This is a genomic window from Lysinibacillus sp. NPDC097279 (assembly GCF_044761745.1).
Lineage (GTDB): Bacteria > Bacillota > Bacilli > Bacillales_A > Planococcaceae > Lysinibacillus.
This window is the reverse complement of the sequence record NZ_JBIWDA010000008.1, coordinates 124,460-136,775: the sequence shown is the minus strand read 5'-3', so window position 1 is coordinate 136,775 and position 12,316 is coordinate 124,460. Positions and strand designations below refer to the sequence as shown.

Here is a 12,316-nt window from a genome sequence, read left to right as displayed (position 1 = left end):
AGAAAAAACACCTCCAAATTGAAATTTAAGTATCTATACCCGAATTTCAATTGAAGATGCTTTTTTTATTTGTCTATACTGTTGGGGTCAGTCCCCCTCGCTTGAATATCTTTTTTATTATTCCTCAGCAATAGTTACCCATTTACTAGACCATTGTTCAATTTCTTTTAGAACGGGTGTGATGGCATATCCTTTTTCTGTAAGCTCATACTCAATAACAACTGGTGTAGAAGGAATGACGGTACGTAACACGATTTGCTCGGTCTCCAACTCCTTTAATCGCTCCGTTAATACCCGACTACTAATATTCAACTGATTTTTAATAGTTGAAAATCGTTGTGGCCCGTCAAGTAACTGATAAATAAGTAATGTATTCCAACGATGATTCAATAGCATAAGTGCTTTTTCAAATCGTGGACAAATATTTTTTTGATTCAAATTACTCCCCCCTTTATTACTAGTTCCTATAAAAGATTATATCACTTTTTAAAAATCAGTTCTTAAAATCTACTTAGTTACTTGACAAAAGTTGTTTTTAAAAATAAACTAAGTTACGAAATGTAAGTTGAAGAAAAGGAGTAATTACATTATGCAAAACATTGGTTCAACTATTTTACGTGTCGTTCTCGGCATTATTTTTGCAGTACATGGTTTTCAAAAATTCCAAGGCGGAATTAGCTACACAGCTGACTTTTTTAATAGTCTAGGTATACCAGGTTTTATGGCGTATATCGTTGCGATTATTGAATTAGTTGGTGGAGTTGCCCTTATTTTAGGCTTTGCAACAAGAATTTTTGGTGCTTTACTAACAATGACAATGATTGTTGCTATCTTTACAGCAAAGCTTAGCATTGGGTTTATCGGAGAAAATGGATTGGCAGGCTATGAGCTTGATTTGGCATTAGGTGCTATAGCTCTATACTTTGCTCTTGCAGGGGCGTCTAGATTCTCTTTAGATTCTCAACTTTTTAGTAAAGAATAGTGCCTGGCACTCAACAACAATGCAAAAAAAGTGTTAGATTGATTACATCAATCTAACACTTTCTCTTTTATTACTGTCTATTGATAATACTTTAAAAGAGCCTGTGTACCATTGTCACCATAGCCCTCAGCGATCAGCTTGTTATACATTTCATAAGCTAATGCTAGTCCTGGTAAAGAAATACCCATATTCTTTGATTCATCTAAAGCAATTTTCATATCCTTTACAAAATGTTTAATATAAAAGCCTGGTGCAAAATCTTCGTTCATCATGCGTGGAGCTAAATTGCTTAACGACCAAGAACCAGCAGCACCTGATGAGATAGATTTTAATACCGTAGCTAAATCTAACCCAGCCTTTAAGCCATAAGCAAGTGACTCACATACACCAATCATGCCAGATGCAATAACGATTTGATTGCACATTTTGGCATGCTGTCCTGCACCTGCTTCACCTTGATACACTATATTTGCTCCAAATTGTTGTAGAACTGGTGCAACTTGATTAAAGGCATGTTCATTTCCACCAACCATAATGGATAATGTGCCATTTTGAGCACCAACATCTCCACCAGAAACAGGTGCATCCAGAGCTTCCACCCCGAGCGTTTGAGCATGGGTATAAATCTTCTTCGCTAACGTCGGCTCAGATGTTGTCATGTCGATAACAATATTGCCAGCCTGTGCAGTTTTGAATAGACCATGTTCACCGAAATATACTTCCTCAACATCAGTTGGATAACCAACCATCGTTAACGCTATATCCTTATCTTTAAAAGCTTCAGCTGGCGAACTAGCCCAACTAGCACCTAATGCCATTAACGGCTCTGCTTTTTCTTTAGTGCGAGTGTAAACTGTGACCTCATGTCCATTTTGCAGTAAGTGTTTGATAATGCTAGCACCCATAACACCAGTACCAATAAATGCAATACGCTCTTTTCCCATATGTAAGGACTCCTTTACTTGAATCAATTTCATTCGCAGCAGGATGCACTATTTGCGGGCAAGAACCGAGCACTTCGTTCGCTTATCTTTCCGTCAAAGTAGTCGCATTTACACGTTTGAATGCTATTCATTCATTTAGTAAAACTAAGCAATTGTTTCCTCTGCTCATAAATTGAGCTATAAGGAGTTGTTGCTTAGCTTATGATGTGTTTTTAGTGTAGTTGAATCAGTTCAATAATTCAAATTCTTCTTAAAACTTGTACTAATTTTAGTATGTATGGCATATATACCGAATAAGCAAAAAAAAGAGAGCAGGTGATGGGAATCACTGCTCTAAAGGGGGAAATGAGAATGTTGCTGTGTTCATATTAACTATTCCCCAGTAAATGCATTTTTAAACATCTAATCTAAAAAGTTTTACTCTGAATACTGAAACAAATCATCCTGATCTTCTTCTTCTAATGTTGTCTGTCTATAATAAGTATTCATTAACTGATCTAGTCTGCGACTCAGTTGAATGGTTTTTGCATTCTGTAACCCGTTTTCAACACCAGAGCGAATCATCATCTCACGAGTTTGTTCCATTTGTTTCAAGAGTAGATTGACCATTCATACAACCCTCCAACATACAAATAATCATACCATTATTATACATTTATATTTCATTTCTTACAGCATTAAGTTACGACAATGTTCGACAAATTTAACTTCTAGGAATTTCCAAATAAGTATAGATGATAATCCCATTTTGTTTTGCTTCACCTCTAAAATGTTTAAATAGCGGGTGCTTCACTAATACTTCACGAAACTCATAAAATTGGTCTTTCGTAATTTCAATACTTTGTATTTCTCCCTCTTGTAATTGTTTAAGTATTTTTTCATATTGTTCCATTTTTTCTATTCCCTTCTCTTTCCTTATTTTGTGTATCAAAATTATGAATTATTCAAAAAAAGCTTTACGTTTTCCTTTTTTTCATGCAAACTGTATATTATTAGTCGATGAAGGAGCTGACTGTCTGTGAAAATAGCTGAAGTTGGAAATATTATCGAGTTTAAAAATGGTTTGCAAGGTATTGTTGAAAAAGTAAATGAAAATTCGGTGATCGTTGATCTAACATATATGGAGAATTTTGATTCCCTTGAAATTGAAGAGAAAACGGTCGTCAACCATAAACGTTACAAAATCTTATATGCAAGTGAAGCTTAATATTCTGAATAGTCCCTTTTTGTCTTTATAGATGATTAGGGACTATTTTTTTGGTAAAATTAAAGTATGGAGGTCGAATTATGCAAACAAATTCGAAACAAACAATAATACTTCTCCTTTCTTTATTATTCGTTTATGGTATGCTTGCTTTCACATTTGCTAATCCAGCTGTATTTTGGTACTTGTATGCATTCACACTGCTCGTATGTATAGCTATTGCTATTCTTTCAGGTACGATTGAAGATCAATTGCCTACTTGGAAGTTTCTAATTTTCGGCATAGGGTATGGTACTATCACATATGGCATTATACGTTTTGGTTATTGGCTCGCTCCATATATAAATGATCGGCTAGTAGTAACAGTGAAAAAGTTTTTAACTGTTTACGGTCCACAAAATATTTGGCACTATATTTTACTTGTGTTTATTGTTGCCATTGGCGAAGAACTATTTTGGCGTGGATACGTACAACAACAATTAAAGCGTTTTATGCGCCCTGTTTTAGCAGTGGTCGTAACAGCCATTTTATGTTCCATCTCAATTGCATTTAGTGGTTTTAAGCTAGGTATAGTTGCAGCTCTTGTTACAAGTCTTATTTGGGGCTTTATTTATGAATGGCGCAAGAGTATGCCGTTAGTTATTGTGGCCCATGTTGTTTTTGTTCTATTGTTGTTTTTAGTGTTACCTTTAACATCATAACAAAAAAAATTGGAAACATTTTATCTTTTATTAGCGTTTAATATAGAAAAGGAGGGCTTTTCATGCAAAAAAAATTATTTTCAATGCTTGCATTATTACTAACAGCTGTTATTTTCGTGGGGTGTAATACCACTGAGAAGACAGAACAATCAGATGCTGAACAAAATGAACCAGCGAACTCACAACAACCATCTGACAATGAAACTGCAGGCGATGACAAGCAAGAAACGCCTACATCAAATGATGCCAATACAGACACACAAGCTAAACCAGAACAAGAAGTGCAATACGTTCAAAATGGTGTCGACAAAAAGGAAACAGCAACTGAATCTGATAGTGTTGATCAAGGCTATAAATTCCAACAACTACCTGAATTTACGCTTTCTCAAGAAGAACCAGGAAAAGACATGTTAGTATCAAATGCTGATGATGAAGTATTTATGCGTATTGAAGCTACAAATGCTTCTGAAACAAGCTATGATGCTGTAAAAACATCTATGCAAGACTACATGAATGCAGTTGGAGGCACAGTACCATTATCTGCGGAAGAACTTTCTGCATTTAAGGATATTAAAAATATCGAAGGCTATGTTGTAGACTTTGATACAGAAAAAGTAGTGGGTGTCGTATTTGAAAAAGATGGACTCATTACAAAATTAACAATTCATGATAATGATGAACAAGATTTAACTGCTGCAATGCTTGCCATGGCAGCTACTATTTCTAAAAAATAATATAAATTATTTAAAAGGCCTTAGAATTCATTCTAAGGCCTTTCTTCTATTCACTAACAAAAAACATAGGGCGACGGTGTCCTCCCCTTAAAAAACCTTTCTAACAGGCAAAAATAGCTATTAAAATCGATTCCTTGCCAAAAACTACGTTATGTTCCTTTTTTACATCCTATATTTGGGCATAGAAAAAAGAATTGCCTCAAAATCCATTTGAGACAACTCTTTTTAATAAGACAAGTCTTTAATCGATAGTCCTAATTTTTTTAATAGGCCTATTGCTTGATCTTTTTCCTCGACTGATAAAGCACTCATTAATTCATGTAGATGTTGTTCATGCTTTGGAAATAATTCGCCCATAAACGCTTCACCTTCCGCTGTAATTTCTGCATAGGTAACGCGACGGTCTGATGGACAGGAAACTCGTAAAAGATAGCCTCTTTTTTCAAGCTTATCAATTACATACGTAATAGACCCACTGGCAAGTAAAATTTTATTACCGATTTGCTGTAATGGTTGTCTCCCTTTATGGTAAAGGAGTTCTAAAACCGCAAATTCAGTAGGATTCAGACCATTCTCTTGAAAAAAATGATTTGTCATCTCATTAATTGCTTTATGGGCACGGGATAATACAATATATAATTTTAAAGTTTGCTTTAAATCTTCTTCTGACGTCATAACCTTGTCCTCTCAATTCGCTCTTTATACATGTCATTATAGCGACTTTTGAAAAGCATTGTCAAAAGCAATCAATAATAGCGCACTATTGAAATAATTTTCACTGTATTTAGGTTACTAAATACGCAGAATCCTTCGCAACATCTAACGAGTCCAATTGATTGAATGTGTAAACTGGAAACTGCATATGGAAGCATGTCCCCTTCTGTACTTCACTTTGTACGCCTATTATCCCTTCATGCTCTTCGATAACCTTTTTCACGAAAGCAAGGCCTAGTCCTGTCCCTGATGATTTCGTCGTGTAAAAAGGTTGGAATAGGTTTTGGATTGTTTTACTATCCATACCACTGCCTTCATCTTTAATCATTAATTCTACAATCGTACAGTCAATAACATTCATTTCTACCGTAATTGTACCGCCATTATGCATCGCTTCCATCGCATTTTTTATAAGGTTCATAAATACTTGCTTTAGACGGTTTTCATTGCCTCCAATATACACTTCTGTAGCAGTAGGAATATATTGAATCATTATTTTCTTCATCAAAGCATCTGGTAACATAAATTCGATTACTTGTTTTACAATTTGATCTAATTCGATTAATTCGACCTTCATGCTTGTCGGCTTCGACAAAACTAACAATTCTGACAAAATTTGCTCCATCCGTTGTAGCTCACTATCGATGACAGATAAATACATGCGCGATTCCTCATCTGCATTCAGCTTTAAAAGTTCCGTAAAGCCTTTTAAAGACGTTAAAGGATTACGAATCTCGTGTGCAATACTTGCCGCCATTTGTCCAACTACATTTAATGCTTCTTGATGCTCCACTTTATGCTGCAACTGCTTTTTCTCAGTTTCATCATTAATAACCGTAACGATAATATTATTATATTCATCGAAAACACTTGAGATTTCATAATAGCAAGTTCTGCTTACTTGGGTTTCATCTACGACATGAATATTGGCATGTTTTTCACCCATCAATTTGGATAAATATGTTGTAATTTGTCCATTCTTCATTGTAAATGAGTCAAATATATGTTGATGCGCTTTATGAAGAAGCTGCGGTTTTTCTATTTTTAAATACATTTCTGCATATTTGTTTAAACCAAGAATAATCCCACTCGCATCACTCACAATAACAGCATAGGGTAAATGATCATATGCACTGAAGGATTGTGAACGTTCCTGTTCCTTGCTAACATATAATTCAATCGCTCTGTCATTATTGATAGTTGATAGCTGTGCGACTATTTCTTCTGTGTTTGGATCATAGAAACATTTAAAGGACATCATTTCTAGATCGTTGTTATTTTTACGAATATTAAATATTTCTTCTGATCTTAACTCACTTTGTAGCTCCTTAACGAACTTAGCCCATTTAATATTGGATGGCTCGTCCATTGTTATATAACCTTTAAATGATGAATTAAGATCAAAAAGTTTAATAGCTGCCTCATTACAATTCAAAATTTTCCCTGATTTATTTAGAATAAGTGTTGGTGACGAAGTACTTTTCATAAGATTTCCAAAACATTGATTTATATCATTTTGCTTCAACTTTCTCACCGAACCTTTCAAAAGAGTAAAAAACCTCTCATTCGAATTTTGAGCCTTTACTATACTTTATGACTGTACGATTCTATTATTACAAAATTTAGTAAATTTAAGTATTTAAAATTATTTCACGAACCGTTCACAAAATAAATAGGTCTAAAGGATTATATTGTTTGTCAGCTACTTGACTGTTACAATTAGAAAGTGAAAGGAAGATTAATGCATGAATACTATTTTAACTACTTTAAACGCAAAATATATCCACACAAATTTAGCATTGCGTTATTTAAAAAGTGCTGCTTTACCTGAATACAATCCAGTCATTGCAGAATACACAATTAAAGACCCTGCATTTAATATTGTATCAGATTTATTTCAAAAAAACCCCGATATCGTAGGTTTCAGTTGCTATATTTGGAATATTGAAGAAACAATACACGTTATTAAAATGTTAAAAACGGTTTGTCCAAATGTTAAAATTTTGCTAGGCGGACCTGAAGTATCTTACGATGTCCATCATTGGTTACGTCGTATAGAAGAAGTTGATTTTATTGTCATGGGTGAAGGAGAAACTTCATTTAAGCAGTTACTACACCATTTGCATGGAGAACTACCTTTAGAAGATGTTCCAGGCATTTGTTACTTAGAGGACGGTAAAATTCGAATTCACGCGCAGGCACCTAAAATTGACTTACGTGAATTGCCGAGCCCATTCCGCTTTGAAGAGGATCTACCACATCTAAGCAAGCGAATTCAATACATTGAGACAAGCAGAGGCTGTCCTTTTAGCTGTCAATTTTGCTTATCTTCTATTGAAGTGGGCGTACGCTATTTCAATAGAGAAAGTATAAAAGAAGATATTCGTTATTTAATGAATAACGGTGCTCGAACTATTAAATTTGTCGATCGTACATTTAATATTAGCCGTAGCTATGCGATGGAAATGTTCCAATTTTTAATAGATGAACATCAGCCAGGTGTAGTCTTCCAGTTTGAAATAACAGCAGATATAATGCGTCCCGAAGTCATTCAATTTTTAAATGATAATGCACCAAAAGGGCTTTTCCGCTTTGAAATTGGTGTTCAATCTACAAATGATTTAACAAACACACTAGTACAACGACGTCAAAACTTCGAAAAATTAACGCGTACAGTAACAATGGTCAAAGATGGCGGCAAGATCGATCAACATTTAGATTTAATTGCTGGCCTACCAGAAGAGGATTATAGTAGCTTCAGACAAACATTTAATGATGTTTTTGCTATGCGCCCTGAGGAATTACAGTTAGGCTTCTTAAAGCTATTGCGTGGTACAGGTCTACGTTTGGAGGCTGAAAAGTTTGGCTATACGTATGTGGACTTAGCTCCATATGAAATTTTTTCGAATAATGTCTTAAACTTTGATGATATTGTCCGTATTAAACATGCGGAAGATGTACTCGAAAAATATTGGAATGCTCACCGAATGGATTATACAATCGAATATTTAGTAACAGAAGTATTTGATACACCATTTGATTTCTTCCAAAACTTCGGAACTTATTGGGAAACAAAGGGATGGTCACGTATTGGTCATCAGCTTGAAGATTTGTTCCGCCGTTTACTAGAGTTTTTAGAAACAGTGGAAAGTGCTAATTTACAAGTTATCCAAAGCTTAATGCAGCTTGATTATTTAAAGGCACAGCAATTCCAACCACGGAAATTATGGTGGAAAGATCGCCCAACCGAAGTGCAGCAAAAAGCACTTTACACTGCTCTACGTGAAAATCCTAACATTGCAGGCGAGGAATTTGCTAACTTGAATTTAACTGAAAAAGAATTATTCAAGCATACACTTATCATTCCGCATAACTTAGATTATCAAAAATTTTCAAATGGCAAAATTGTACAAAAAAACGGCTATCTTTTAACCTACTTCCGACACGGCCAAGAACCGTATTTTGCAACAATCCCTGCTGTTTAATAAAAAAGCGCTATTCACTTGAAATATTTCAAGGAGTAGCGTTTTTTTTAATTTAAAACTAAAATAATTCCATTTTTTAATTCATTCCCTATCCTTCGCATTACGAATCAATTATAAATTCTGCCTACTAATACTAACTTTTAGCGCTAGTAATGGACTCACAATGACAATAAAAACCATTAGAACAAATTACTTAAAATATAGTTATTTACAACAAGTACTTTTTACCTATTATTCACTGTTTTTATTCAGGAAATATTTTGTTAAATTTTCTAAATTTTTAGATATATTTTCGACAAATTTACTTTTTCGCTATTCAATGCTTAGTCTGAACGACTTTCAAAGGCAAATTTAAGCTTGTAAATTGCATAAAAAAACAATCAAACATCCTAAAAAGCCTAGCGAATAATTCGAAATATAGTTTCGCATCCTTTTGTTATCCATTGAGCAAAACAACATACTTCATAAATCCACTACTTTACAATTGCTTACATCTGTTTATATATTAAATATTAAATACAATATAATAGTAGAAAGTCATTAAGCCTCATCCTTTTCGATATTACAGTAAAGTACTTAATCTACTTGCTTTAGAGTATAGCAATGTACATAGAATCCATTGTAGCATGTAGCTATTTTGATTAGTGAGATTTTACAATGTACGTTTTACAACAGAAATTAATAATCCTAATGCTTCGCTATCTGTCATACTGCTTACTCGATCACTATGATCTCTTTTCATAATTCCTCGTTTGTGTGTTTCTTTTAGTAAGTCCTTTAATTCTTGTTTAGCTGTGCTTGTAAGTGACATAGTTAAGTTCTCCTTTTGTTTCTTTTTCATAACTGGGTTCACCGTTATCTGTCTTTTTCTACATTTTATTTCAGATGCCCCTCAGTTCTAATACAAGGTAGTGGTATTCAACCACTCTTAATAAGTTGTACCCGCACCATAAAACAACTAAACTTTTTTTTCAGTGTCAGGCACGCAAACAATTTTGAAAATTTAAGGAAAGCCCATATGACCAGCAACACAAATCTACGACAATTAAATGCAAAAAAACTGTAGCTAAACGCTCGAAAAGTTTCGAGTTTAGCTACAGTCTCAGGGGCACAACCATCACTGCGCGTTAAATCATTCTCGCCCCATACTTCTAGATGATTATCCGATAATCACTCGTTCTTTCGGGTAATGGTATTTGGATTTTTTACCTCTTCCGCCTCCACCAAGTGAATACAGGAAGGAAATTAAACCTACTCGCCCTATGAACATTAAAATAATAATGATGATTTTACCTACAACCGATAAATCGGAGGTAATTCCTAAAGACATACCGCATGTTCCGAACGCAGATGTAATTTCAAATATGATTTGTATAAGCGTCGCATGTGGCTCTGTAATAAGTAAAATGATTGTCGCAATTAGCACCATAAAACAAGCTACTAAAATAACGACAAATGCTCGGAAGACATCAATTAAATGAATTTCACGCCCAAAAATTTGAATATCCTCTCTTCCACGTGCAAACGTGATTAAAAATAATATCGCGATAGCGAAAGTCGTCGTCCGTATACCGCCTCCAACTGAGCTTGGAGATGAACCAATGAACATTAAAAAGCTCATAAAAATATCTGTCGCCTCACTGAAGGATGTTACATCATATGTTGTAAGTCCCGCAGAACGTGTAGATACGGAATGGAACATTGCGGAAAAGATCGCTTCATGCCAAGGCATTCCTTTAAATGAATGGAATGACTCAAGCAGTAAAATAACGAGCGCCCCTACTACAAATAAAATGGCATAAGTCGTTGTCGTTATTTTTGTAAATAAGCTAAATCGGAAATTAGCATGTCGATTAAGTAAAAATGTTTTTATCTCGACGAGCACTGGGAAGCCAATTGCGCCTAACACAATCAATACCATTGTGATGAGTTGGACGAAATAATCATTATGGAATGGCAATAAACTCATTCCTGTAATATCAAAGCCTCCGTTAGTGGTAGCTGATATAGAAGCAAAGACACCATGAATTAGAGCTTGTTCAAATGTATCGAAATAATTCGTAAAATGAGCAGTTAAAATAATAGCTCCTGCTAATTCTATACCGATTAAGATTTTCAAAATTTCTCGAATCAATTGGACAACGCCTGATAAATTATACTGATTATGATCAATCATAATTAGTTGACGTTCACGCATGCCGATTTTTTTTCCTACAAGTAACCATACAAAAGTTCCTAGCGACATAATACCAATCGCGCCGAGCTGTAAAATAACAAGTACCATGACGAGCCCAAATGTTGTATAGGTCTCTGAAATATTAAACGTTGTTAAACCAGTAACACTAACAGCACTTACGGCAGTAAATAAGCTATCTAATAAGGATACCTTTACACCCGTTTGATGAACGCCGGGCAGTCGTAACAATAGGAAGGAAATTGCTATTGCTATGAAATAATAAGAAACTAGTGCCTGAAACGGTGTAATTAATTTATTTGATGATTTTTTCCAAGGCACCTCATCAACTCCTTCCATTCATGATGCCAAGATAGATATTAGTATAGAAAAAAACTATAAAAAAAGAAAGAGGCTGTTCTACACAGTATAAAATGAGCAACCTCGAGCTATTTATTCGATATAAAGAAAAATCCGCATTGTGACTTTCGCAGAAAAAGCAAGCACACAAAATCATGCTAGTGGAAGCAAGTGATGCGGCTCTGCCTTGCCTGCAGAAAGCAACGCGGATTTAAAATATATTTATAAAAATTTAAACGGCTATTTTGTTTGTTTTTTATTACGTACTCCTACTAAATAACCGACAAATGCAATGCCTATTAACACAATCCAAAACGTTAATTCCCAGCCTGTTGAATGAGGGAATTCTGTAGGTAATATGCCCACTTTTTCATGAGCTAATGTTAAAACAACAAGTTTTACCCCAACCCATCCAACAATTAAAAAGGCTGCTGTTTCAAGTGAAGGATAGTCGTTTAAAACTTTCACAAACCATTGTGCAGCAAAACGCATCATGATGACGCCTATAAAGCCACCTAATAGCATAATAATAAATTGCCCACCATTAATGCCACCAATATCAAAATTACCTAAGTGTGGAAGCGTCACAGCAATAGCAACTGCAGCAAGCATTGAGTCAATTGCAAATGCTATATCGGCAAGCTCAACTTTTAAGACAGTCATCCAGAAGCCAGAACCCTTTTTCACAGCCGCCTCATCATTTTCTTCTTCTTCATCTTTACCTTTTCTTAAGTCATAAATATTTTTCGCTGACATAAACAATAGGTAGGCAGCTCCAACCGCCTGAATTTGCCAGTAGTTAACTAATACTGTAATAACAAAGAGCGCAGAGAATCGGAATATTAATGCTCCAAATAATCCGTAAAAAAGTGCCTTTTTTTGTAGGTCATGCGGTAAGTGTTTAACCATAACAGCCATTACAACTGCGTTGTCTGCTGCTAGTAATCCTTCTAATACAACGAGTACAATCAGTACCCAGCCATATTGTAATAATATTGCTTCCATCCTCTGTTCCTCCT

The 12,316-nt window shown here is 34.9% G+C and carries 14 protein-coding genes; 5 read left to right on the top strand and 9 right to left on the bottom strand.

The annotated features are described in order from the left end of the window. Positions 1-117 precede the first annotated feature (117 nt). Positions 118-438: a winged helix-turn-helix transcriptional regulator gene (locus ACIQ1H_RS21355; protein ID WP_139860730.1), complete on the bottom strand. Its 321-nt coding sequence runs from the start codon at positions 436-438 to the stop codon at positions 118-120. A 151-nt stretch (positions 439-589) separates the two neighbouring features. Between ACIQ1H_RS21355 and ACIQ1H_RS21350 the strand changes: the two genes are divergently transcribed. Then, entirely contained in the window at positions 590-982 is a 393-nt protein-coding gene (locus tag ACIQ1H_RS21350; RefSeq protein WP_139860728.1) for a DoxX family protein, read from the top strand. Positions 983-1,059: 77 nt separating this feature from the next. On the opposite strand, the gene ACIQ1H_RS21345 is transcribed toward ACIQ1H_RS21350, so the two are convergent. The 3 genes from ACIQ1H_RS21345 to ACIQ1H_RS21335 all read right to left on the bottom strand — a co-directional run bounded on the left by ACIQ1H_RS21345 (position 1,060) and on the right by ACIQ1H_RS21335 (position 2,818). Next, positions 1,060-1,926: an NAD(P)-dependent oxidoreductase gene (locus ACIQ1H_RS21345; RefSeq protein WP_402891773.1), complete on the bottom strand. Its 867-nt coding sequence runs from the start codon at positions 1,924-1,926 to the stop codon at positions 1,060-1,062. Between the two features lie 417 nt (positions 1,927-2,343). Continuing rightward, positions 2,344-2,535, bottom strand: coding sequence for an aspartyl-phosphate phosphatase Spo0E family protein (locus ACIQ1H_RS21340; RefSeq protein WP_024362260.1), 192 nt, complete (start codon positions 2,533-2,535; stop codon positions 2,344-2,346). 94 nt (positions 2,536-2,629) lie between these two features. Further along, positions 2,630-2,818 carry a hypothetical protein gene (locus ACIQ1H_RS21335; protein WP_173477969.1) on the bottom strand — a complete coding sequence of 63 codons (189 nt, stop codon included), beginning with the start codon at positions 2,816-2,818 and terminating at the stop codon, positions 2,630-2,632. A 126-nt stretch (positions 2,819-2,944) separates the two neighbouring features. Here ACIQ1H_RS21335 and ACIQ1H_RS21330 point away from each other — a divergent pair, with 126 nt between their 5' ends. The 3 genes from ACIQ1H_RS21330 (at position 2,945) to ACIQ1H_RS21320 (ending at position 4,565) form a co-directional block, all read left to right on the top strand. Next, positions 2,945-3,133 (top strand): YkvS family protein, encoded by a 189-nt coding sequence (locus ACIQ1H_RS21330; protein ID WP_024362262.1) that lies wholly within the window; start codon positions 2,945-2,947, stop codon positions 3,131-3,133. Between the two features lie 80 nt (positions 3,134-3,213). Next, positions 3,214-3,831 carry a CPBP family intramembrane glutamic endopeptidase gene (locus ACIQ1H_RS21325; protein ID WP_173477970.1) on the top strand — a complete coding sequence of 206 codons (618 nt, stop codon included), beginning with the start codon at positions 3,214-3,216 and terminating at the stop codon, positions 3,829-3,831. A gap of 62 nt (positions 3,832-3,893) precedes the next feature. Beyond that, a complete protein-coding gene (locus ACIQ1H_RS21320; RefSeq protein ID WP_402891769.1) occupies positions 3,894-4,565 on the top strand; it encodes a hypothetical protein in 672 nt (223 codons plus the stop codon). A 225-nt stretch (positions 4,566-4,790) separates the two neighbouring features. Here the strand turns inward: ACIQ1H_RS21320 and ACIQ1H_RS21315 are convergent, their stop codons facing one another. Together ACIQ1H_RS21315 and ACIQ1H_RS21310 are read right to left on the bottom strand one after the other, a co-directional pair. After that, positions 4,791-5,240: a MarR family winged helix-turn-helix transcriptional regulator gene (locus ACIQ1H_RS21315; RefSeq protein WP_337981989.1), complete on the bottom strand. Its 450-nt coding sequence runs from the start codon at positions 5,238-5,240 to the stop codon at positions 4,791-4,793. A 109-nt stretch (positions 5,241-5,349) separates the two neighbouring features. After that, positions 5,350-6,765 carry a PAS domain-containing sensor histidine kinase gene (locus tag ACIQ1H_RS21310; protein WP_402891766.1) on the bottom strand — a complete coding sequence of 472 codons (1,416 nt, stop codon included), beginning with the start codon at positions 6,763-6,765 and terminating at the stop codon, positions 5,350-5,352. 259 nt (positions 6,766-7,024) lie between these two features. On the opposite strand from ACIQ1H_RS21310, the gene ACIQ1H_RS21305 reads away from it, so the two are divergent. Next, the gene (locus tag ACIQ1H_RS21305) at positions 7,025-8,764 is read left to right on the top strand and encodes a B12-binding domain-containing radical SAM protein (protein WP_402891764.1); all 1,740 of its coding nucleotides are present in this window, start codon (positions 7,025-7,027) and stop codon (positions 8,762-8,764) included. A 652-nt stretch (positions 8,765-9,416) separates the two neighbouring features. On the opposite strand, the gene ACIQ1H_RS21300 is transcribed toward ACIQ1H_RS21305, so the two are convergent. The 3 genes from ACIQ1H_RS21300 to ACIQ1H_RS21290 form a co-directional block, all read right to left on the bottom strand. Further along, the gene (locus tag ACIQ1H_RS21300; protein WP_173477975.1) at positions 9,417-9,575 is read right to left on the bottom strand and encodes a hypothetical protein; all 159 of its coding nucleotides are present in this window, start codon (positions 9,573-9,575) and stop codon (positions 9,417-9,419) included. Positions 9,576-9,923: 348 nt separating this feature from the next. Further along, positions 9,924-11,279 carry a TrkH family potassium uptake protein gene (locus tag ACIQ1H_RS21295; RefSeq protein WP_305068706.1) on the bottom strand — a complete coding sequence of 452 codons (1,356 nt, stop codon included), beginning with the start codon at positions 11,277-11,279 and terminating at the stop codon, positions 9,924-9,926. A gap of 258 nt (positions 11,280-11,537) precedes the next feature. Continuing rightward, on the bottom strand, positions 11,538-12,302 hold the full coding sequence (locus ACIQ1H_RS21290; protein ID WP_173478029.1) for a TerC family protein: 765 nt from the start codon (positions 12,300-12,302) through the stop codon (positions 11,538-11,540). Positions 12,303-12,316: the final 14 nt, after the last annotated feature.